This is a genomic window from Pseudomonas lundensis (assembly GCF_001042985.1).
Lineage (GTDB): Bacteria > Pseudomonadota > Gammaproteobacteria > Pseudomonadales > Pseudomonadaceae > Aquipseudomonas > Aquipseudomonas lundensis.
This window is the reverse complement of sequence record NZ_JYKY01000005.1, coordinates 1-23,612: the sequence shown is the minus strand read 5'-3', so window position 1 is coordinate 23,612 and position 23,612 is coordinate 1. Positions and strand designations below refer to the sequence as shown.

The 23,612-nt window shown below is 56.8% G+C and carries 19 protein-coding genes and 1 pseudogene; 5 read left to right on the top strand and 15 right to left on the bottom strand.

Annotation, left to right across the window (positions count from 1 at the left end):
* The first annotated feature begins 125 nt into the window (after positions 1–125).
* The 5 genes from mksB (at position 126) to TU74_RS05555 (ending at position 9,576) form a co-directional block, all read left to right on the top strand.
* On the top strand, positions 126–1,406 hold the full coding sequence (gene mksB, locus TU74_RS05575; RefSeq protein WP_048375528.1) for an Mks condensin complex protein MksB: 1,281 nt from the start codon (positions 126–128) through the stop codon (positions 1,404–1,406).
* Positions 1,396–2,058: an Mks condensin complex protein MksE gene (gene mksE, locus TU74_RS05570; protein ID WP_047273292.1), complete on the top strand. Its 663-nt coding sequence runs from the start codon at positions 1,396–1,398 to the stop codon at positions 2,056–2,058. The genes mksB and mksE overlap by 11 nt, the downstream gene beginning before the upstream one ends.
* Positions 2,055–4,895, top strand: a complete 2,841-nt coding sequence (gene mksF / locus TU74_RS05565; RefSeq protein ID WP_048375526.1) for an Mks condensin complex protein MksF — start codon at positions 2,055–2,057, stop codon at positions 4,893–4,895. Before mksE ends, mksF begins: the two co-directional genes overlap by 4 nt.
* A 425-nt stretch (positions 4,896–5,320) precedes the next feature.
* Entirely contained in the window at positions 5,321–5,950 is a 630-nt protein-coding gene (locus tag TU74_RS05560; protein ID WP_047273290.1) for a response regulator transcription factor, read from the top strand.
* Between the two features lie 89 nt (positions 5,951–6,039).
* Positions 6,040–9,576 carry an ATP-binding protein gene (locus TU74_RS05555; RefSeq protein WP_241485543.1) on the top strand — a complete coding sequence of 1,179 codons (3,537 nt, stop codon included), beginning with the start codon at positions 6,040–6,042 and terminating at the stop codon, positions 9,574–9,576.
* Between the two features lie 8 nt (positions 9,577–9,584).
* On the opposite strand, the gene TU74_RS23320 is transcribed toward TU74_RS05555, so the two are convergent.
* The 15 genes and pseudogenes from TU74_RS23320 to TU74_RS24090 form a co-directional block, all read right to left on the bottom strand.
* Positions 9,585–10,532: a fimbrial protein gene (locus TU74_RS23320; RefSeq protein ID WP_048375647.1), complete on the bottom strand. Its 948-nt coding sequence runs from the start codon at positions 10,530–10,532 to the stop codon at positions 9,585–9,587.
* Positions 10,533–10,716: 184 nt separating this feature from the next.
* Positions 10,717–11,568 carry an MrpH family fimbial adhesin gene (locus TU74_RS05545; RefSeq protein WP_048375524.1) on the bottom strand — a complete coding sequence of 284 codons (852 nt, stop codon included), beginning with the start codon at positions 11,566–11,568 and terminating at the stop codon, positions 10,717–10,719.
* 390 nt (positions 11,569–11,958) lie between these two features.
* Positions 11,959–12,729 carry an MrpH family fimbial adhesin gene (locus TU74_RS24095; protein WP_157315137.1) on the bottom strand — a complete coding sequence of 257 codons (771 nt, stop codon included), beginning with the start codon at positions 12,727–12,729 and terminating at the stop codon, positions 11,959–11,961.
* A gap of 113 nt (positions 12,730–12,842) precedes the next feature.
* Positions 12,843–13,397, bottom strand: a complete 555-nt coding sequence (locus TU74_RS05540; protein WP_241485542.1) for a fimbrial protein — start codon at positions 13,395–13,397, stop codon at positions 12,843–12,845.
* A gap of 11 nt (positions 13,398–13,408) precedes the next feature.
* A complete protein-coding gene (locus tag TU74_RS05535) occupies positions 13,409–13,888 on the bottom strand; it encodes a fimbrial protein (protein ID WP_047273288.1) in 480 nt (159 codons plus the stop codon).
* A gap of 13 nt (positions 13,889–13,901) precedes the next feature.
* Positions 13,902–14,414 carry a fimbrial protein gene (locus TU74_RS05530; RefSeq protein ID WP_371057809.1) on the bottom strand — a complete coding sequence of 171 codons (513 nt, stop codon included), beginning with the start codon at positions 14,412–14,414 and terminating at the stop codon, positions 13,902–13,904.
* Positions 14,407–14,982: a fimbrial protein gene (locus tag TU74_RS05525; RefSeq protein WP_047273286.1), complete on the bottom strand. Its 576-nt coding sequence runs from the start codon at positions 14,980–14,982 to the stop codon at positions 14,407–14,409. The genes TU74_RS05530 and TU74_RS05525 overlap by 8 nt, the downstream gene beginning before the upstream one ends.
* A 21-nt stretch (positions 14,983–15,003) precedes the next feature.
* Entirely contained in the window at positions 15,004–15,744 is a 741-nt protein-coding gene (locus TU74_RS05520) for a fimbria/pilus periplasmic chaperone (protein WP_241485547.1), read from the bottom strand.
* 17 nt (positions 15,745–15,761) lie between these two features.
* Positions 15,762–18,320 (bottom strand): outer membrane usher protein, encoded by a 2,559-nt coding sequence (locus TU74_RS05515; protein ID WP_082149827.1) that lies wholly within the window; start codon positions 18,318–18,320, stop codon positions 15,762–15,764.
* Positions 18,321–18,884: a fimbrial protein gene (locus tag TU74_RS05510; protein ID WP_052892137.1), complete on the bottom strand. Its 564-nt coding sequence runs from the start codon at positions 18,882–18,884 to the stop codon at positions 18,321–18,323.
* Between the two features lie 53 nt (positions 18,885–18,937).
* Entirely contained in the window at positions 18,938–19,468 is a 531-nt protein-coding gene (locus TU74_RS05505; protein WP_047273284.1) for a fimbrial protein, read from the bottom strand.
* A gap of 408 nt (positions 19,469–19,876) precedes the next feature.
* Entirely contained in the window at positions 19,877–22,180 is a 2,304-nt protein-coding gene (locus tag TU74_RS05500; RefSeq protein WP_048375521.1) for a PqiB family protein, read from the bottom strand.
* Entirely contained in the window at positions 22,173–22,796 is a 624-nt protein-coding gene (locus tag TU74_RS05495) for a paraquat-inducible protein A (protein ID WP_047273282.1), read from the bottom strand. The genes TU74_RS05500 and TU74_RS05495 overlap by 8 nt, the downstream gene beginning before the upstream one ends.
* Entirely contained in the window at positions 22,783–23,442 is a 660-nt protein-coding gene (locus TU74_RS05490; protein WP_048375518.1) for a paraquat-inducible protein A, read from the bottom strand. The genes TU74_RS05495 and TU74_RS05490 overlap by 14 nt, the downstream gene beginning before the upstream one ends.
* 53 nt (positions 23,443–23,495) lie before the next feature.
* Positions 23,496–23,612, bottom strand: a pseudogene (locus TU74_RS24090) (IS630 family transposase); the annotation flags it as partial.

The following is a 23,612-nucleotide window of genomic DNA, read 5'->3' as shown; positions in this document are numbered from 1 at the left end:
CCCTTCTGCCCTTCCCGCCCGCAGTTGATCGCTAAACGGTGGGCAGGCGCTCGGGCGGCAGATCGCCAAGGGAAGATGTGCGCAGTACAATCGCCGCCTTTCATTGCCAATCGACCGGCCTTCCCATGATCGAACCCAAGCGCGTTTTACGTGCCCTCGCCGAGCACTGGGCACTCCTTGAGCCCTTGTGCGAACACTTCGACCAAGGCACGTTGAGCCTCAGCGAACTGCGCCTGCAATTGGCGGCGCATCAGTTGGACAGCACCCCTCAAGACATCACCCACGTGCTCGACAGCTGGATCCGGCTCGACATTCTGGTGCCGGTCGCCAAAAGCCCGAACCGCTTCGAGCTGAATGCGCAAATCCATGACTTCCTGGCCTATTTGCGGCGCGAACACCGCCTCGGCCTGTGCCTGGAAATCGAAGCCTACCTGCGCCACCTTGAGCGTCTGGCGGGGTATATCCAGGATGCGTTCGACATCCGCGACGGCAACGATCTGGCGCGTCAACTGCGTCTGCTGGACATGCGCGTGCGCGACGTACTGAAAAAACTGGCCAACGATGAGCAGGCGCTGGTGGCCGTGGCAGAACGTGCCAAGACCAGCGACCGGCAAATCCCGTTGCGCCAGCGGTATGCCGAAGTGCTGGCGACATGGGATGAATACGTTGAGCCGATGATTCAATTGGTCAACGCCGACGGCGCCTTCGAGCAAGGTGTGCGCAAGGTTGAAAACGTGCTGCTGCGCATGCTCAGCGAACAGCAGCGCCTCGGCCACCTGGTCGACGACGACATGCTGCTGCGTACCCACGCGCGGATCCTCGAAATGCAAACCAGCGCTCAACTCACCCTGCGCCATGCGCGCGAGCTGTTGTTGCCGTTGCGCGAAGAAGCCCGCCGCCACAATGCCGTGACCCGCGGCGCGGCGCTGGCACTGGCCGCGATCCGCCGTAAAGGGCTGGACGCCGTGCCACAAGCGGCGATGCCGATGTTCACCCGCCCGCAAAGCACCTTTCTGGGCAGCGCCAGCCAAGTGGAAGCGTACGTGTATGCGTTGGCGCGCTTCGAGCCAAAACCTGCGCGGTTCCCCAAGGCGCACAAAACCCAAAAAGGCGGCGAAGCCCCGAAGGCGCCGCGCACGGTCAAAGAAATGCTCGACCGCTGCAGCGATGCACTGCCCATGCCGGACTTGATGAACTGGTTGCTGGCACAAGAGCCCGACGGCGACACCGACGAATTGCTGTACTGGTTCTCGCGCCTGTCGCGGGAAAAACGCTTCGTGCGCGAGCGTCTCGAACGCCGCGAGTATCACACCCACGAACACGTGGTCAGCTTGCGCTCTTTCGCCCTGCTGTCACGTAGCGAAGACGCAACCGAGCCTACTGCGAGCCCTCTCCATGCATCTTGATCTGTCTGAACTGTCCCAACTGGCACCGATTTTTCGCGAACTGTTCAAGGGCTATCACGTCAGCCGGCGCGACCCCGAGCTGTACGCGCAGTTGTCGAATTTCCAGGATCAATACCGCGCGCTGTTCAAGGCGCTGGGCTTTGAGTTGGTGTGTGACACCCGCGGTTTTTATTACTTCGTCCCCGACACGGCCACCGCCCAGGTGAACAAGACCGCACAGCGTCTGGCGCTGTTCACGTTCATCATTGTCGAGCACCTGGCCGATCAGGGCCGCGACCCGATTGCCGTGCTCGATGGCGGCAGCCTGGGCCGCGACGAACTGCCCGCGCTGCTGGAAAAATACCGCGACCTGTTCGTACAGGCCGAGGTCACCACTCAGGACGAGCTGGAAGAGAAGATCATGCGCCGCATGACCCAGCTCGGCTTTGCCGGTGAAGAAAACGGCATTTACCGCTTTCTGCCGCCGATGCACCGTTTTCTGGATGTGTGCCTGTCGGTGCAACAAGACCGCGATCTGGCCGCCAGCCTGCACAGCATCTTGCCGCTGCCGACGCCCGTACTGGCCGGTGACGACCCCGAGGTCGAGGAAGAAGACGAAGAAGCCGCACTGGCGCGTGCCATTGCCGCCGAGCAACAGGAGATGGATGCATGAGCCAGGAACGCTACGGAATACGCCGTTTTGCCTTGTTGAACACTGCCGGTTACAGCCTCGGGCTGTTCCCGCTGGAACACCCGCTGTCGGTGTATGGGGCCAACAACCTGGGCAAATCGGCCTCGATCAACGCCTTGCAGTTCCCGATTCTGGCGCGCATGTCGGACATGAGCTTCGGCAAGTACAGCCTCGAACAATCGCGGCGTTTTTACTTTGCCTCCGACACCAGCTACATCCTCGTCGAAGTGTCGCTGCCCCATGGCCCGCACGTGATTGGCGTGGTCGGCCGTGGCCCGGGCGGCGGTTTCGGGCACCAGTTTTTTGCCTACGCCGGTCAACTGGACCTGGCGCATTACCAAAAAGACGACACCTGCCTGCGGCAAAAAGAGCTGTTCAACAACCTTGAGCGCAACGGCCTTAAAGCCTACGAACTCAAACCCGATGAACTGCGGCGCCTGTTGGTGGGCGGCCACACGTCCATCCCGCTGGACCTGACGCTGATCCCGCTGCGCTCCACCAGCGAGCAAAGCCTGAAGACCTTCCGCGCGCTGTTTATCAACCTGCTGCACATGCGCGAAATCACCGCCGCCAAACTCAAGCAGCTGTTCCTCGATGCCTTCGAGCACAGCCTGCGCTCGGGCAGTGTGGATTACATTGCCGCTTGTGAAGAGGCCTTCCGCGACGTACGCCGCATGGAGCAGGACTACAACGCCCTGGTCGGTGCCGGGCAATTGGTTGAGTCGCTGGCGGCCGGGGTGCGCCAGCGCGATCTGCTGCGCGGCAAGTTGCACCGCCTGTCTCCCCTGCTCGACTCATTGCTCGGTACATGGCAGGACTATTCGGGGGCTCGCAAAGAAGAGCTGCTGGCCCAGTCCGAGCACTACCGTCACGAGCAAGACGCGCTGCAAAACGATCAGCGCAGCAGCACTCAGGAATTGATGCGCCTGGAGCGTGAAATCTCCGGCATCCAGCGCTGGTTGGGCGAGCTGTCCGTGCTCAAGCACCGGTTTGCCCTGGTGGACGATGTGAAGGTGCTGGAGCAGCAGTTGCTCGCCGCCAAGGACGCCCACGACGAACTGGCCGGTGCCCTGGCGCAATCGCGGCAGTTCAGCGCCGAGGACCTGGACGAACGGGTCCGGGATCTGGAAAAACGCCTGAAGTCGGTCAAGCAGCAACTCGATCACGCCGACAACAACAGCTACGCACGCCTGCGCGAAGAGTTTTCGCAGCAGGATGTAGAGCGCCTGATGCGCCTGTTCAACAGCGCCCTGTTCAGCCTGCCGCTGGGCGAACACGGGATTGCACTGGACGACAGCGACGCGTGGGTCAAATCACTGGAGATGATCCTCGACGGCTTCAAAGGCGAGCGCTTTGAAGCACCGGGGTTGTCGATTGACCTCAGCCACATCGAGCCACCTGCCTTGCAGGCCTTGGCAGACCGGGCCGCGTTACGCGATCAAAAAGAGCGTCTGGACAAAGAACTCAAGCAGCTCAAAACCCAGCAAGCCGTGACGTCTGATCGGGCGGCGAGCAAGAGTGAAGCCGAGTCGCTTTACCAACAGGTACTGGACGCGCAAAAAGCGCTGGAAGACTTCCGCCGCAGCCAGACGCTGAGTGCCGAGGAAGGCGAGAAACTGGAACAACTGGCTCAGGCCGAAGCCGCCCAGGACGAGTTGAAGCGCTCTAGCGATGCGTTCACCGAGCGCGTTCAACAGCTGTCGGCCAAGCTGCAACTGGTCGCCCGTCAACTGGGCGACATGGAAGCCAAACAGCGCACGCTGGATGACAGCCTGCGCCGCCGTCAATTATTGCCCGCCGACCTGCCGTTCGGTACGCCGTTCATGGACCCGGTCGACGACTCCATGGACAACCTGCTGCCGCTGCTCAACGACTACCAGGACACGTGGCAAGGCCTGCTGCGCTGTGATGGCCAGATCGAAGCCCTTTATGCTCAAGTGCGCTTGAAGGGCGTGGCCAAGTTCGACAGCGAAGACGACATGGAGCGCCGCCTGCAACTGTTGATTAACGCTTACGCGCACCGTACCGAAGAAGCCCTGACCCTGGGCAAAGCGCGTCGTGCGGCGGTGACCGATATCGCCCGCACGTTGCGCAACATTCGCAGTGACTACGACAGCCTTGAGCATCAACTGGCGCTGTTCAACCGCGAGATCAACAAGCGTCAGGTGTCCAACCTGCAAAGTTTCCGCATCGTGCTGGCCCCCAACAAGGAAGCCCTCAAGCACATCGATCAAATTATCCACAGCGCTGGCCAGTACGAAGAAGGCGAAACCCTTTCGGTATTCGACCTCAGCCAAAGCGCCGAACAGGACACAAAAAACGAGGAAGCCAAGGAGTATCTGGCTCGCCTCGTGGCCGCCAACCATAACCAGTTGGGCCTCAAGGACTTGTTCGAACTGGCGTTCGAGATCACCAAGGTCAACGGCCAGCCGGTGATCCATACCGACATTGACGGCGCTGCGTCCAACGGCACCACCATGACCATCAAGGCGCTGACCAACATGTATTTGTTGCTGCACTTGATGGACCGCGAGCAGGCCGGGCGCATCCGTTTGCCGTACTACCTGGATGAGGCGGCGGACATCGATGAAAAGAACCAGACCGCGCTGCTCGAAACCAGCTTGCAGTTGGGGTTTGTACCGATTCTGGCGAGCGTGAAACCGCAGGTCTGTGCGCATGTGGCCATCGACCTTGAGGGCGGCAGCGGGCCTAACGGTATTTATATCGATGAGGACGACTGGAAGTACATTCGCCGCCATGACGAAGTACAGCCTGCCAAGGCGATTGACACGGCATTGCCCGAGCTGGACGAAGCCTGACCCCAAGCGTTAACCCCTGAAAACTGCGATCACCGATCGCGGTTTTTTTATGCCCGCCCGTAGTAATCGGGCGCAAACCTAGCGCCCTTAAACCGTCTTTTAGATCAGTCTTGAGGCAAATAAAAAATATATTTTAAATTTCAGAAAATTCCTACCAACTACAGCGCAATCAAACGGCAAACTCTAAAAAATCATTAAGAACTCTCTGAAACACAAAGGAAAAACAACAACTGGAAACTCGCGTGCCAACGCATTCACCCACAGGCCAGCGCACGCTCAAAATGGCATCTCACGAATATTAACTATGTTTATGATTTGAAATAACGTTTAAACTTTGCAACATTAAAAAGCGCTTTGCTTTCACAACTTGTGAGCATTGAAGACAAAAGCCTACAAGGAACTCTTGAGAGGTTGTAGGAGAAATCATGCGTAAAGCCCTTATCGTAGACGACCATCCCTTTATTCGAAGAATAGTCAGATTGGTACTTGAAAAAGCTAACTTCCAGATCGCTGCTGAAACCGACAATGGTGCAACAGCATTAGACCTGGCGCGCTCTCATGTACCGCACTTGATCGTGCTTGATCTGTCGATGCCCAAGCTCGATGGGCTCGAAGTGTTGAAGCGATTAAATATTCTCGGCTTGCCCATCAAAGTATTGGTTCTGACGTCCAAGGGCTCTGCGTTTTTCGCAGATCGGTGTATACGCGCGGGGGCCATCGGCTTCATTGAAAAAACAGAAGATGTCGATGCGCTGACCCAGGCCATCAATCATGTGATGAGTGGCCGTATTTATTTAAATGACCCCGATGCCAATGTCGCAACTGCTGACAATGACAAACCCAGCGACCTACAACTTATAAAAAAACTGTCTGACCGTGAGCTGCGCACACTTCAATATTTAGTGTCGGGTTACTCGAATAAAAAAATCTCTGAAACCATGTTGTTGAGCGAAAAAACGGTCAGTACGTATAAGACCCGCGTCCTGAACAAACTCAACATTAAATCGGTGGTGTACCTGGCCGAGTTTGCCAAGCGCAATAACTTGGTCGAATGAAAACCGTGTCAGCCCGGCGATATGCTTTCTTCTGTTTGTCGCTGTGCATAACGTCTGTCTGCCAGGCCGATCCTGTTGATTTGCAGTTATTGGCCCGCTCGCACATCGACGTCCTGCCACTGGACCTGAGCGAAGGCGACCGGCAATGGTTAACCGGTAAAGCGGCACTGACGCTGGGCACTTCCGCCCCGGACTACGCCCCCTTCGATATCTCCACCGGCAGTGATTACTTTGAAGGGGTGACAGCGGACTATGCCGGCCTGCTCAGCCACTTGCTGCAAGTCCCGTTCAAGGTGCGTCGCTACGCGTCCCGGGGCGACGTGATCTCGGCGTTGAAACGGGGTGAAATCGACCTGCTGGGGACCGCCAACGGGTATGAAATGGCTGATCCACAACTGGTCTTTTCTTCCTCGTATGCGCTGGACACGCCAGTATTGGTCACCCGGATGGGCGATGACCCGAGGACCAAAGCGCTGCCCAATGGCCTGCGGCTGGCCATGCTGTATCACTACCAGCCGGTTGAGGAGGTCAAAGCCGCTTACCCGCAAGCCGACGTGCAGTTATACGCCTCAACCCTCAGCGCCATCGGCGCCGTGGCGTTTGGTCAGGCCGACCTGTATCTGGGGGACGCGATCAGTACCAATTACCTGATCAACAAAAACTACTTGAACAACGTGTACCTCAAGGATTTCTCCAGCCTTGAAGGCCATCCCTTTTCGTTTGCCGTGCATCACCCCAACCCGCGTTTGCTGCGGCTGATCAATGCGGCCATGGCGCGCATCCCCAGCGATGAGCAGTACGCGATCCTGAGCCGCTGGGGCGTCAGCGGCATGAAATTCGAAGGCCGCGGGCCGCTGCACTTTTCACCCGCCGAACAACGCTGGATTGACCAAAACCCGCGCCTGAAAGTCGCCGTTACAGAGGATTTTCTGCCGTTTAATTTTTATGACGAACATGGCATGTTCAGCGGCCTGGCGGCAGACTTGCTGGCCAAGATCAGTGTGCGCACCGGGCTCAAGTTTGATCTGGTGCGCAGCCCTTCCGTCAGCCAGTTGACCGAACTGATTAGCCGGGGTGAAGCCGATTTGACACCGGCCTTTACCCCCAGCAGCAACCGGCAAGATGTGCTGCGCTTTACCAAACCCTATCTCACCACGCCCTTTGTATTGGTCACGCCATTGAAACCCGGGAGCCCTGCCACCCTCGATGAGCTGCAAGGCAAACGCGTGGCGCTGGTGACCGATAGCCTGATGCAGACCTACCTTGAGCAAAATTTTCCCAAGGTCAATCTGGTGTCCGCGCCCAACTCGGCGCACGCGCTGGCCATGGCCGCCAAAGGTGAGGTGGACGGTGCCATCAACTCATTGATCAGTGCCCGTTATTTGATCAAGCAGCAGTACAGCGGACGCCTGCGCATCCGTAGCACCGTCGGGGTCGCCCCTGCCCAGTTCGCATTGGCCATCCACCCCGACGCGCAGGAGCTGTACTCGATTCTGGGCAAAGCACTGACCAGTATCTCCCCCGAGGAAATGGACACCCTGACCAACCGCTGGCAAAGCGCTGTGGTGCTGGACAATCGCTACTGGGTACGCAATCGCTCGACGGTGATCAAAGTGACGCTAATGCTGTTGGGCGTGCTGACTGTGGGGGTGGTGTGGATTGCCTACTTGCGGGGGTTGGTGCAAAAACGCGATCAGGCCGAGCGTGCCCTCAATGACCAACTGGCGTTCATGCGCACCTTGATCGACGGCACCCCGCACCCGATCTATGTGCGCGACCGCGAGGGACGCTTGCTGATTTGCAATGAGGTGTATCTGCAAGCCTTCGGCGTGAGCCGCGAAGCCGTGATCGGCAAAAATCTGCTGGAGTCCACCTTCAACCCCGAAGACCAGCGCCGGGTTTACCACACCGACTACCTGGAGGTGATGCAAGAGGGGCGCCCGGTGCTGCGTGATCATTCGCTGACCCTGCCCGACGGTAAGGTGCTGACCATTTATCACTGGGTGTTGCCCTACCGCGGCAGCGATGGTGCGATCATGGGCATCATCGGCGGTTGGATCGACATCAGTGAGCGCCAGCAATTGGTCGAACAACTCAAAGAAGCGAAGAACCATGCCGACCAGGCGAACCTGGCCAAAAGCGATTTTCTGACCACCATGAGCCACGAGATCCGCACACCAATGAACGCCGTGATCGGCATGCTGGAGCTGGCCATGAAAAAAGCCGAACAAGGCGTGGCGGACAAAGCGTCCATCAATGTGGCTTCCGAAGCCGCACACGGCTTGCTTGAGCTGATCGGAGACATTCTGGACATCGCGCAAATCGAATCCGGACGAATGTCGCTCAACCAGCAACGCACGCAGTTGATGACGCTGGTGCAATCCACCGTGCGCGTGTTTGAGGGCATGGCGCAACAAAAAGGGATACAGATGAGTGCCGAGCTGGACCCCAAAATCAACCTCGACGTATTGATTGATCCGCTGCGTTTCCGACAGATTCTGTCCAACCTGCTGAGCAACGCCATCAAGTTCACCGATGCCGGTCAGGTGCGCCTGAGCGTACGGGCCAGAGGATCGGAGGACGGCGAACGGCTGCGACTCAATGTGCAAGTTGAAGACACCGGCATCGGCATTTCCATCAGCGATCAAAAACGCCTGTTCAGCCCCTTTTCCCAAGTCAACACCCGCGCGCAAAAACCGGGCGGGTCGGGGCTCGGGCTGATGATCAGCCGTCAACTTTGCGACTTGATGGGCGGCACCTTGTCGCTCAACAGCACCGTGGGCAAAGGCACGTGCATCACGATGCAGTTCGACATTGTGACGCTGCTGTCGCAAACACCTGTCGCGCCAGCCCCGCGCTTGCCGTCAAGCAATGCGCGGCCGCTCAACGTCTTGGTGGTCGATGACTACCCGCCCAACCGCAAGTTACTGACCCAACAACTGGGGTATTTGGGCCACTCGGCGGTAGAAGCCGAAGACGGCGCGCAAGCCTTGAAAATCTGGCGTAGCCGTCATTTCGACATGATCATGACCGACTGCGCCATGCCCGTCATGGATGGTTACGAGATGACCCGTTCCATCCGGGCCGAAGAAGCGGCAGCCAATAACGCTCCCATCTTGATTGTCGGCTTCACCGCCAACGCCCAGATTGGAGAAGCCGAACGTTGTCTGGCGGCGGGTATGAATGACTGCCTGTTCAAACCCATCAGCTTGCACAGCCTGGAGGCCCGTCTGGCCAGCGCTGAGCGGGCGCCCATCAATGTGCAGAACGAGCAAGATGATGCGGGGGTTACACCGCTCATTGACCTTGAAGCGCTGGAGCATTTGACCGGCGGAGATGCGAACGCCCTGAAAAACTTGCTTGAGCCTTTGATCGACAGCCTGGAAGACGACATGGGCGGGCTATTGAATGCGTTCACCAAAAACGATCTGCCGGGCATGAGCGAAATTGCGCACAAAGTTAAAAGTGGCGCCCGCATGATCAAGGCCACCCACCTGGCCCACTGCTGCGAGCAGCTGGAAAAGGCCTGCCTCAGCCCTGAATGGAGCCAGTTGGCCCAACGGGTGGATGAACAATACGAGGCCATGGCCCAGGTGCTGGAAGTGATCGAGGTGTATCGGGTTTGAGGCGCCTGTCAGGGCAACCCCATCACCAGTGTGGCGCTGCCGGTGAAGCTCCCGGTGGCCAGGGTGGTGGCACTTTTACGCACCAGGGCGAAGGTCACATCGTCCGCGCCTGAACTGTTGTAGAGGTTGGTTCGGAAAGCTTGATTGGGCCCTATTTGCACGCCGCCCCGTAACAAGCCCGTCGCCAGATTCGGGTTGCTCATGTGCAGCAGCCCGGAATTGAAAGCCGATGAAGCCCCTTTGAAGGTGATGGTGATGGGCATTGTTATGCCTGGGTTGGGGCAAGAGTAATTTAAACGCACGACTCTGGTGACCGATGTGCTGGCAGAACTTTCACCGATGGCGGCGGGGTCCACTTGATTGAAGTTCACATCAATTGCCCGATTGCCATTGATCGTACACGTTGAGGGCTCAATGATCAGGCTGTTGTTCGCAATCAAATTAATGCGCACCACCGGCACCGGAGGCTTACCCGTATTATTGGTTTGTCTCAAGAGTATGGTTCCGATGAGATCGTTATATCGAATATTAATGGGATTAGAGGGGTCGCCCCGGTTGAGAATGTACATATACGTGCGCATATTGGCGGGCACATGATTGTTATACATGGTCGCAATATGAATCCCCGGCCGAACGGGGGCATCGTAGTCGACGTTATGAATATTAAGTCCTAATGTATGGCCCATTAGTTTTGGGCCCGGCTCAACACCATTCAAGGTGGTATGCCAATAATCCCTGGCCGAAGCGGGAAGACCACTGTCATAAGAAAAGATGCACTCCAGAGTATAGCCATCCAACAGAATGCGCCTTGAACCGGGAGTGATTTTAACGGGCACGCGCACGTCGACGACTTTGTGGGTCGGTATCCATATCCACCGGCCGCCGTCGACTCGACAATCCGAGGCCAAGAGTGTTTGCATGAAAAACGTCAAACATACACCGATTATATATTTCATCGTTGCTCCTGCTGGCCGCTCACCCAAGGTGAACCGCTGTAGATAAATCGTAAATACCGCGTGAAAGACCCCATCAAGATTATGAGCAGCGATATACGTCTGACCTTGATAAGCGCCCTTCTTTGAAAGCATCCAGCATTGCGCCAGATTATGTGACGCGCCCTAAGGGAGCGACGGAACCCGCTCACATAAAACTTTGAATCAACACCACTGTTTTTGAAAACTCACCGGCTTGTGCGCCGTTGTCCGTCAGCGTTGAGGCAATGCTCAGGCTCGAAGTGCCCGCTGGCAGCTTTATCATGTCACCTGCTTTCACGCCGTTTACCGTCAACGTTGTACTGACGCCCAGCCCTACAGCAACTGGATTGCCTTCAGACACGAGATAGCGCACATTCGCTGATTGCGTACACGTCACCTGTCGTGTCGCCTGGGCTGTAGAGCCGGTGATTTCTCCAACTTTCAACACGCCGTGATTCAGATCCACGCTGGCGCCCAGAACATCGCACTGATTGGGCGGTATGGGTGGCGTGGCACAAGAATCTGTCCCGGGCATCATGAAATAGGCGGCGCCATAGGTGCCCCAAGCGGCGCAAATTTGCGTCGTCCATCCCGTCGCGGTTGAGTAGGCATAGGCGTGAGTTCGGGTGACACTCGTTCCATGCTTGTCGACCCACGCTTTAATTGCCTCTTCCCAGGTCATGCCTGTGTTTACCGTCACATTGGTGTCGGTAATCTGCCCGCCGCAGTTGTAATACGAGGTGCAGCCCATCACCGTCATTGTTCGCTGACTGTTGTAGAGCCTGCTGGCAGAAATTGGCCCGAACTGACACGTCGTGGCATTCAGGCATATAACGTTTCCCGGATACGGGTTGCCTGCTGTCGGATAGGCACTCGCGGTACCGGATGCTACCGAGACAAGGGTTTCGGCGCCTGGCAGGCCACGAGCGTCAGCGTTGACCTTGCTGACAAGGTTCCACGCGCCGATTGAAGGCGCATTCAGGCCTAACAAAAACGCTAAAAAAATGTTCAGTTTCATCTGGTTGAACACGCTCTATTTGTCGTGCGCCAAAGATCCAGACAGTGCTTCTTTTAAAGCAGTGAAGACCACTCGATCTTATTAATAAGCTAAACAACTGCTTAGGCTTCTGTATTTAAAATGTCTGAATACAATAGCTCGTCGGTGCCGAACCATTGCCACGCAGCGCACTGTTTAGACTATAGAAGCACACGATACTCGCGCCAACCATTACGGTAAGTATTTTTACTCACCCCTGCACTACACTTTCAACCCGCTGCATAAACTTCCGATAAATCTGTCTGAAACTTCATACATAAGCAGTGAGCAAGGCATAAACGTTGCTGACGTCAGTAAACAGATCAACCCGCTTTCAAATAAAGAGTGTGCGACAACCCCGCCATGACAGCTTTACAAAAAACTTTGAATCAAGACGACCGTTTTGGAAAACGCACCGGGGATAGCCCCTTTATCCGTCAGTGTTGAAGCAATCCGCAGTGAAGATGATCCCCCAGGCAGCGTAATGGACTGCCCCGCCGCAACCCCGTTGACGGTAATTAAACTGCTGATGCCATTGCCCAAATCAACCGGATTACCGAGCGAAACCGTGTATTTAATCGAGGTGCGCCGCGTGCAGCTAACTTGTCGGGCAACTTCTACGTTTTTACCTGTAATTTCGCCCGTATTTAAAAGCCCATGATTCAAATCCACGGCACCACCGCTGATCGTGCACTGATTAGGGAGTGAGGGGATACCGCCACAACTCATTGAGCCGGACGTGACATTTATATACGCCGTTGAATAATTGCCCCACAGCGTGCAGAGCGACTTTGAAAACGTGTAGTAGGCGTAAGCATTTGGTCGAGACACTGTCGAACCAAAACGCTTGCTCCACGCACTGATTGCCTCGTCCCAAGGTATGCCATTTTTTACGATGACACCGGTGTCAGCATTGTTATAACAAGCCGGCCCACCCCCCGAGACAGGTTCACAGCCTAAAGGAAAGTAAGAACCCGGCAAACTGAGGATCATTGGCCCAAACCTGCACTGCGAATAACCTGAGCCACAGTTCACATTGCCCACATATTGATTGGGCACGCCATTATCAAAGACGCTGGCGGGGCCTGAAATGCTGATGAAATCCCATGCAATAGGATGCGGATCGGAATTGGCTTTGCTCACCAAGTTCCAGGCATTCGAGAACGGTGTTATGCCCAGCAAGCACACAGCCCCCAAACACCGGATCGTGACGTTATTTATCTTCATTTGAACCAACAGCATGCGTGATTAGAAAGTTAAGGGTAAACCAGCGTAAAGGTTGAAACAGCGCTGTAGCGCCCTGCCCGGATCGTGTGGTTGGCTATCGCTTTGGGCTCGCCGCGCACATACGCCTGAAAGCTCATGACGTTATCGCCATCGGCCAACACAAACGGATCGCTGGTCACATTTAACGGCAACAACTGGCCTGCAGCGCTTTCAAGCCCGATTGCAATGCCGCGCGCGCGGCTGCCTGTTGCAAGCGCCAGCAGGCCGGGCAATTCAGTGTTTTCAACCCCGCTAAAAAGGGCGGTGACGGTGTTGGCAATGCTGGTATCACAGCCGACAAGGTGAATGTAAAACGGCACGCTTTGGGTACGGGTATTGAGGTAAAGGTAGTGGCTGGACTGGTCATCGAACAATAGTTCAATCGCCTCGTCACCGGGCCGAATCGAACACGCTTGTGCCACCAGATTGCCAACGAAGTTCAGGTTATCCGCCGCGGGCGTTTTATCGGCCATCATCATAGACAGCCCCCACACCCATGCAGCAGCAACCAGCCGCCAACCGCTGGCCGGGCGTACAAACATCATGCTCCTTCCCCTCACTGGTATTCAGCCAGCAACGTGGCCGCTGCGCTGAAGCCGCCTGCGCTCAATGTCGTGCCGGGGCGTTTGACCGGCACGGCTTCCAGTGCGGGCGGTGAAGCAGGATTGATGACCATGGGCGTGTTGAGTGTAAAGGGCTGGCCATTTTGCAGAAGTTGCACACCAAGGTCTGTCACGCTGGTTTGCACCGCTGAGGGTTCAAATGAGGTGGCGGTCCCTTTGACGGTCAAAATCATTTCCCAGGGCAGTGTGCTGCCCGCACAGGTGATGGTGTAGTTCACCGGTTGCCGATAATTGATGCCATCGACTTTATTGACGCCTACATCCTTGAAGTCGATGGTCAGGGTGTTCCCGTTATTGATGGTGCACAGCGGAGGCTCAACCAAGGTGCCGGTGAAGGCGAGGTTGGCTGAGGCACCGGCGTTAAACCCGGCGGCGCAGACCACCAAGAGTGAAAGTTGTTTGCAGATTCTCATCACACATTCCTTCTCATTGCTGCGCGACCACCAAGGTTGCCACCGCAGAAAACGCCCCGCCCTTAAGCGTGCTGTTGGTCTTTTTGACAGGCACTGCTTCCATCACGGGCAGGGTCGGGTAGGTAAATTTCACACTTGTATTGAGCGGCCAGGACGCGCCATTGATGTACAGCCTGATCGCCAGATCCGGGTTGTTGGACGCCAAGGACTGCGCATCAAATGCGGCGCCTGAACCGGTGAGTGTCAGCGTCATGGCATTTGAAGGGCTGCCAGTGCAGGTCACGGTGTACGGCACCGCGCGGCGATACTCGATGCCGTCGATCCGGGTGGTGAGCAAGTTGTCGCCAAACGGCACGGTCAACGTGCTACCGCCGTTGATCACACAGGACGGCGGGGCCACGATGGTGCCTCGAATGGTCACATTGACGTCCGCCCTCACCGCTTGCCCACAGGTCAATAACAGTGCGCTGCACATTAACAATGCACAGGCGGATGCGGCGTTAGGCATCAGGGGTCGATTAGTCATAGTTGAGCCTGAAATCGGCCACAGCCTTGAAGGCGCCATTGGTCAAGGGGGCGGAGGTTCGAGTGGGTTGTACATGCCAGGTCACGACATCGCTGCCATGGGTCAGGAACAACGGCGCGCCCCAAGCGCCCAAGCGCACGTCGCGGCCGCGTTCATCGGTCAGGCGTAACCCCATGCCCGTGACGCCGTTTACCTGCACGAGTGTTGGATTGTCCGGGTCGGCGGGCGCGACAAATGCCACGGACAGCACCGGCTCATAGGGGCTCCAGACCAATGTGGAGGTGCGGGCATCGGGCAGCCCCCCGGCAATGCGGCGACACTCCATAAAACGCAGCTGAAACGCAACGGGCGGCGCCATGTCTCCAGGGCGTTGCAGGTAGCTGCGCGGGACGTTTCCCAAATCCACGGTTTGATAGGCCGATGACATTTCCAGAATGCAGGGGGCATGGTGCAAAGACCCCCGAATGTCCAACATGCCGTCGAAGGTCATCGCGGGTTCTTCATCGACGGCCTGAACCTGTGCGCTCAGCGCCAGGCTCACCCAGGCCATGATTGAACAAGGTCTCATGAGGGTCTCCTGTCGCTGCGGTTATTCATTGCCCGGCGACGCTTTGAGGTCGACCGCGCAATTATTGCCATTACAGGAAAACGCCAGTGTGGGGCGACCGCCATAGTCATTGATGTAGGTCAGATAGGGGGTCGCGCCAAGCGCAGTGGCACTTGGCCCCAGCGTCAATGAACCCTTGGGCGGCACCATGATCGGTTCAAAGTTTTCAGCGGTTTTACCCTCTTTACTGCTGCGCGCATCCACCAGGGTGACGTAGTAAGGCGTCGGGTTATTGACCTGATACTGGTTGCCTAGGCGAGTCAGGGTCAGTTTTTCCTGCCAGGGGTTGGCCAGTTCTTGCTGGCTCGGAATGATGGCCGCGGGGCGATAAAACAGTTTGATGCGCGTCTGTAACGCTATTTGCAACGTATTGGCTTTATCGCTGCGCGGTGGAATCTCTCGCAGGTTGAAGTAGTAAACCGTTTCCCGGTCCTGAGCGAGCAACTTGGCCCCCGGCAACGCCTGCACTTTGACCTGACTGTGCTTGCCCGGCTCCAGACGCTGCACAGGCGGCAGTACTGTCAGGGGCGATGTGATCTTGTTGCCCTGTTCATCTTCGATCCAACCCTGCGCCAGATAGGGCAGCTCGGTGTTGTTATTGGCAATGTTCATGCTCACCGCATCTTTGGCCCCGTCAAAAATCACCCGGGTTCGGTCAAGACCAATGGCAGCCTGCGCCGGGAGCGTCAAACACCCGGTCAGAACGGCCAGAGCCAGCGGCATACAGCGTGTTGGGTTACTCATGAGTTTTTCTTCTCCATGTCGTCAGGGGTGCCCACGGTAGGGGGAGGCGCAACAGCGTTCTTGGCGGTGCCGGTCTGGCAGAGCAACTTCAGTTCAGAACTCAGGCCGTCCGTTGGAAGAGATGCCGGAAGCGTGAGCGTGCATTGCTCGTCCGCCCCCCAACTGACGATCATCTGATCGCCCGGCTGAATGCCGCTCAGGTAGACGCTGCCGCCGTCATTCACAATGCCGGTGTCTTGTTGGCGGGCGTTCTTCACCGTGGCGCCGAAAGGCGGCGCCTTGCCATCGGGCATGCGCAGTACGGCCATGGCTTTCTCGCCGGCGATTACATCCAGCGAGCGGTAGCCGATCGCCCCTTCGGTCAGGGTGAGTTGGGTCACGGACTGCGTGGCTTCGACATTCTTGGGCAGGTTTTCCAGGTCAACGCTGGCACCGGTTCGGTAGTAACTGCTGATGTCCGCTATCACGGCTTTACCGTAGGCATTGGTGCGCGTCGGGCTGCCGTAACCGCGAACCGGTACGCCTGGCACGCCTTGGGTGTCCACCATCAAGCGTGTGCCGCCCATGCTGCTGCTACGATGCAGCGCTCCACCGTTGGCAGTGACTGTCGCTCCGCCCCGTGCGGAAAGGCTGAAGCTGGTGTAGTTATCTTCCTCAAGACCGACGGTGAGATCGACATCGGAAAGATCACCCGTATGGCTCAAATACCCACCAACCGACGTGTTACTGGCCGAGAGCTGATAGTGGGTGCGGTCATTCAGGCGATCACTGAAGCGCGCCGAATAACTGTTTTTGTTTTGTGACCGGTTGGCACTTGTGGACAGCGACCCCGTGCGCCCCAACGGCAGGCTGAGTGAGAGGTAAACCCCGTCACTGCTGGGCTGATCGCGCTCCTGGGTACGAAACATGTTCAGCGAGAAACTGACATTTTTGATCGCGCCCACATTGAAATAGCGCGCCAGTGACAGGTTCCAGCGTTTCTGGTCAGGGCGGTCCCAATAGGACTGATTGCTGTAGTTGAGAAATACCGATACGCCCGCGTCCCGGAACTGCTTGTTGAACGTCGCGGTGTACAGCGACTTGCTGCCACCGACCGGGCCACCGTAATGACGCGCGTCCAGGTATTCGCTCATGCTCATGTAGTTCTTTTCGGAAAAGCGGTAGCCGGCAAACGTGATCTGGCTGTCGTATTCGGCAAAGCTTTTGGAGTAACTCAGGCGATAGGACGCACCCGACAGCGTTTCATCCTGCAATTGGGTGCTGGCACGGGTGGCATCCAGCGACACGGCACCAAACGCCAATAAATCACGGCCGAGCCCCAGTGAAAGAGCCCGGTAGCTGTTGTCGCCCAGTGCGCCGCCATACAGTGACCAACCGTTACTGATCCCCCATGAAAACTCCCCTGTGCCAAAGAAGTCGCCTTCGTTGCCGCCGTGCAGCGCAGACGGCCGCCCGCTGGCCAACTTGTAGCGCACGGTGCCGGGACGCGTCAGGTAGGGAATGCTGGCCGAGTCCACCTTGAAGGTGTGCACCGACCCGTCCTGCTCCTCGACCCGCACATCGAGTGTGCCCGTGACGGCATCGTTCAGGTCCTGAATGCGAAACGGCCCGGCCGCTACCAGCGTTTCATACAACACGCGGCCTTGCTGGCTGATGATGACTTTGGCGTTGGTTTTAGCCACACCGACCACTTCCGGGGCGTACCCCCGCAAATTGGGAGGCAGTTGGCTGTCATCGGACGTCAAGGCCACGCCGGTAAAACGGAAACTGTCGAACACATCCGAATAGAGGTAGTTTTCACCCACCGTCAGGCGCGCCTGGAGTGCAGGCAATGCCCGGTAGGCATAAAAGCGGCTCCATTCCAGATTCTGAGTGCGCCGGGTGCTGTCGTTATCGACCCTTCCCTGCCAGTCGGCACGTAGCCGCCATGGGCCCGCATTGGCTCCCAAGGTGCCGTTACCGCTCAAGCCCATGCGCGACTCGCTGTCGTCCTGATGAATGGATTGCGCGGTGAGGTTGTAATCCACCAACAGGCCGGGCACGCCTTCATCCCAACGCGAGGGCGGGTCCCAGTTTTGGTGCGTGTATTGCAAATACGCCTGGGGCAAAGAGACATGCAAGGTTGAGGTGCTCAGGTCGCCACTGACTTCCAGGCCGGGCAAGCTGCTGAGGTCCAGGCACTTGGCCGTTTTCCACCACGTGAGTTGGGCCAGTTTTTCTTCTTTGAGGCCAAACTGATCCAGCAACTCGGGCGTCAGGCATGCTGCGCTGCCTTTGAGGTCATCGTCGGGCGGTAAAAACTCCACGCGTTGCTCGGGCAGGTGTTGCGCGTTCACTTGCACAGTCATCGGGTACACACCCGGCAAGATGAAGCCACTGCGGGAAAACTGGGACAAGTCGATATTGGTGCGATCGTTCAAGTCCAGAATATCGGTATTGAATTGAATCTCCGCAGCCAACGCTGCGCTTGTTATCGACATCAGGCCGCCCACAAAACCCGGGCGCAACAATGCCTTGACTGCTGAAGGACTCAGCAGGGCATACAACCCATTCATTCAGTAATACTCCAGCCTGAAACGCACCGCCGCGCTGTGGCTACCCACAGACATGGGTTGGTCATTGCCGACCAAGCGAAGGGTGTAATGAAGCACCTGATCTTTGGTGGCAGAGAATGGAACCAGCGGCATCGGCACGCCTGGCAAACTTTCGCGGCCCTGCGCATCGATGATGTGCAGCGCAACCCCTTGCGAGGTCCCTGTCGCCGCAAACGAACGCCCTTCTCGATCGGGCTCGCCTTCAAAAGTCACCCTGACATGCTGCCAGTCGGGCAGCCGCTCACCGATGTGATCGGGGTCGTAGCGGGTCAGCGAGCAGCCCACCAAGCGCAAGGTAAACGGATGCGGATCGCCTTCACCTTCACGAATAAGTCGCCCTACAGGTGCCGGATCCATTTCTATAACTTGAAAGGCACTGCCGGTATCCAGGGTGCAGGCCGTATCAATGATTTCTCCACCCAACCTGACAATACCGCTGCCTTGTCCTGCGGCGAGCACCGTATTAACAGACAGCGTTAAAAGAACAAGTGACGTTGCAAGAGCTGCCGGTGAAAGTGCTTTCACGTTGTTGATCCCATTAACTTAGCCCTGCCACCTTGCGGTGGCAGGGCAAGTACTTATTGGTAAGCCAATGAGAAGTTAGTAACGGCTGTGAACTTGCCAGGTTTGACAGCATCCGTTGCGGTGCTGCCTTGCAAGTAAGCGCCGAAGGACAATTGGTTGTCTCCATCCTGCAGGGCTTGTGGCTTGGTCGCTGTACCGAGCACGATTTGCGTACCGGTACCGTCGCGCATCATGATGCCTGCGCCACTGGCTGTACCGACAATCCCCAGCGCGCCAGGAACCGCAGCTGACTCGGCACCGGTAAAGGTGGTGGTCACGGTTTTAAGGGTGCTGGTGTCACAGCCTACAAGCTTGATGTAAAAGGGTTCTGGATCAGCGTAACCGCCATCTGCCAACTGCGATCTGGCGACCTGACCCAGGCTGACGGTCTGATCAACGCTTTCTGGCTTGATAGAGCACGCCGCTTCAATGATCGCCCCCTCGAACGTGACAGTGCCCGACCCCGCGCCTGCTGCTTGTGCAATGGAGGCCGAGCCCGCCAGCAAGACCATAGAAGCCAAAGCAGATTTAAGTACGTACTTCATTCGTGTATTCCCATTTAATTAATAAAAGAACCGAAACAGCTCTTATTGAAAGGCCGGCCTTTTACCCGTAGTCTCCTTACTTATTAATACCGGGCAAAAATATAACGCACTTCAGATTAAACAACCGTGAAGTTGCTCACCCAGACCTGCGAGTTTTACCGCACTTCTAAAACAAAGGAAAAACACAAGAACTCCGTTTCTTTATATTCCCAAGTTAAAACCCCCGTCGGTGAAAACTGATATGAAGTTACCGCACCGTACTTAAATCTGACGTAGGAATTCTCTGAACAATTTCAAATAGGTAGAGGAAGCAGCAGACAGCAGGAAACGCACAATGCAAAAAGGCCGCGATCATCGAATGATCGCGGCCTTTTGGAGGGAGCCTAGTTAAACGGCTAGCTTATAAGGTCACTTTGCGAGCGGTATTTTGGGGGCCCACTGCAGCCATTCCTCTTCAAATTTGTCGAAGAGCGGGAAGGTCTGTTGCGGGCGGGCCTGGTTGCCCATTTTGTCACCGTCCGGTGTGGCAAACGCGATACCACCCTGTACGAGGGTTTCGAGCGATTCCGTACGAATCGTTGCCCCTTTGAACAGCCCGAAGTCGACACCGAACCCACTGCTGTTCCAGAACCGGCTGCCGCTGCGCACCAACGGTGCATAACGGGGCTCAATCAGGATATGAACCAGCACGCGGTCTGCCGTGTTGCCCAGCTCATAGCCCGTGACTTTGCCCACGGTGACTTCCCGGTAGGTGACGGGCACGCCTTCTTTGAGGGAGCCTCGACGTGCGGCACTCAACACCAGGCGCAACCCGGCTTCAGGCACGGTGGCGTCAGGCGCCTGATCGAGGGCGACGAAATGACTTTGCGGGCCACGGTCTTTCGGCGCGGGTTGCACCTCAAGGTATTGACCTGTCACCAGGGTTTCGAGGTTGGCGGTTTTCATGAGGCCCAACTCGGGTTTGACCACCCAGAATTGGGTCCCCACCCGTGCAATGCGCTCGGGCACTTCAGTAATGCGGGCCTGAAGCAGGACTGACTGCAAGTCATCACTCAGGTCGACACTTTCAATTTTACCCACGGTGAGGCCTTTGAAACGAATGGGCGAGCCGCTGCTCAAGCCGTCTGCCCGCGCGACTTTGATGGTGACCGGCACACCTTGCTCCATGGCCGCGTCGCGATCTTTGAACAGGCGGAAACGCGGGATACGTTTCTGCAGGGGGGCCGCGGCTTTAGGGGTTTCGAAGGCAATGCCACCTGCCATCAAGCTTTGCAGGGACTCACTTTTAACCTGAATGCCGCCGGTAAAGCCCCCTGTCAAGGTGACCCCGCTGGCGTTCCAAAAACGGGTGGAGCCGTTGACCAGGCCTTCATATTCCTTCTCGATGTGCACGCCAATGATCAGCTGCTTTTTCGTGCGCGAGAACTGGTAGCTTTGCACCGAACCGACTTTGACTTGCTTGTAGAGGATTGGGCTGCCTACATCGAGTGAGCCGAGGTTATCGGTGAACAACACCATGTGCAGGCCCGGTGAACGCAGGTCCAGGGGCGGCGCTTTGGGGCGTGCAACAAACTCACGCTCCGGCTTGCTGCCTTTGTCGCCCGGCCGAATCGCGATGTAGTTACCTTTGACCAAGGCTTCAAGCCCGGTGATACCGGCCAGCGAAATCGAAGGTTTGACGACCCAGAACTGAGTGCCTTCGACCAAATAGTCTTCGGCCAGCGGATCCAGGGCCAGTTCTGCGCTTGCGCTAGTGAGATCTGGGTCGACCTTCAGGCCTTTCAGGCTGCCCACCTGGATACCTTTGTACATAACGGGCGTGCGGCCAGCTTGCAGGCCTTCAAAGTCACTGAGTTTAACTTTGACCTTGATACCGGCCTGAGCGGCGTCGAAGTCTTCATACAAACGGAACGGCAGGTTGGGATCCGTTGGCGGGCTGTCCTGGCGGTTTTCAGGGGTGGCGAAGGCAATCCCGCCGGCGACGATGCTGGCCAGCGATTCGCTGCGCAGCTTCAGCCCGGACAAGTTGGCGTCAATGCTGATGCCACTGGCGTTCCAAAAACGCGTGTGTTTGCGCACCAGATTGGCGTAGGTCGGTTCAATGTAAACCTTGACCTCCACGGTGCTCTGGTCTTCAGACAGCACGTAGCTTTTGACCTGGCCGACCTGAATCTGCTTGTAGAACACTGGGCTGCCACGGTTCAGCGACCCGAGTCGTTCGGCTTTAAGGGTCAAGTGCAGACCCGGCTTGGCATCCGACAGAGGCGGTTCTTGCGACAGGGCCTTGAACTTGCGTGTGGGCTCGCCATCGGCGGGGCTGACAGCGATGTAGTTACCCGATACCAGGGTTTCAAGGCCCGTAATACCAGCCAATGTGACGCTGGGTTTGACCAGCCAGAAACGGGTATTGGTTCTCAGGTAACGCTCAACATCCTTGTCCATCTCAACGGTGGCAATCACCCCTTTGCTAGGACCATCCTCATCGAGCGCCAAGGTTTTTACCTTACCCACAGGCATGCCTTTGTAGACCACTTCGGTCTTATTGGCGACGATCCCTTCCCCGCTTTCGAATCGCACCTGGATGTTGATGCCGGTTTCACTGTAGGCACGCCATCCCAACCAGCCCCCGATAACCAGCGCGATCAGGGGAAGAATCCAGATGGCCGACCAGTTAGAAGCCGGGCGGGTTTTTGCGGTAGGTAAATCACTCATGGTCGTCGTCCGACTCCGTGTTATCCCAAATCAGTCGGGGATCAAAAGTAACAGCAGCAAGCATTGTTAATATCACCACACTGGCAAAGGCCACAGCGCCGAGATTGGCCTCGACGCTGGCTATTCGCCCAAAGTTGACCACCGCCACCAGGATGGCGATGACGAAAATATCCAGCATCGACCAACGGCCAATGAATTCGATAAACCGGTACATGATGATGCGTTGGCGGGCCGATAAAGGCTGGCGGCGCTGCACCGAGAACAGCAGCAAGGCAATGCCCACCAGTTTGAACGTTGGCACCAGAATACTGGCGATAAAGACCACAGCGGCAATCGGGATCATGCCGTGCTGCACCAACTCTATGACGCCGGACATGATGGTGCTCGGAGATCCCTGACCGAGCGAACTGACGGTCATGATGGGCAGCAGGTTGGCAGGGATGTACAGAATGGCGGACGTCAGCAGTAGCGCCCAAGTGCGCATCAGGCTGTCTGGGCGACGTGCATGCACCCATGCCCCGCAACGGGTACAGGTTTGCTCGTCAGCTTGCGCGTCTTGCCGATTCAACTCGTGGCACTCGGCGCATATCAAAATGCCCGCATCAATCGCACGCATGAGTGTCCTCCCCTAAAAGGGCCTGCCAGATCTGATGAGGTGACATGACAACCTCCAACCAGACCTGTACCAGCAAAAGACTCACAAAGCACGTCAAGCCAAGGCCCAGGCTTAACTCTGCCATGTCAGCCAACTTCACAATGGCCACCAACACGCCCATCAGGTACACCTCGAGCATGCCCCAGTCTTTCAAGTGGTGATAAATCCTGTAGATCAGCAATCCGTAGGAGCGACCGATATTCAAGCGAATGCTGAGTAAGACTGCCAGTTGGCACAGCAGCTTGAGCAACGGAATCCCCATGCTGCATAAGAACACAACCACGGCGATGCCTTGCATGCCTGTGTCGAACAGGCCGACCACACCGCTCCAGACAGTGTCTTGAGTCGCTTGGCCCAACAGATTGAGTTGCATGATGGGCAAAAAGTTCGCGGGGACGTACAACAGCAATGCGGCGATAACAAGTGCAAGGCTGCGTTCTACGACGTTATGGCGATGGGCGTAGAGCTCATAACCACAGCGCGGGCATTGAGCTTTTTCACCGAGGGCGAGATGCGGCTTACGCATCAACAGATCGCACTCATGGCAGGCCACTAACTCGTCCAGCGGTAAATCTGACACCCTGCGGGCGTCAACCGGATCTGGCATATAAGGAGTCTCTGGCTTGAAAATGAATGCGCCTATTCTAGTATCCTGAGCGGTTAATTCAAAAATCTATTTTTAATCGCACCCAGCTTTGCTTTATGCACCGAGCTGATGATGGTTTCAGCCGTTTTGTTCCACTTGAATGGTTTTGCTGAGTGCTCATTGTGGGCTTC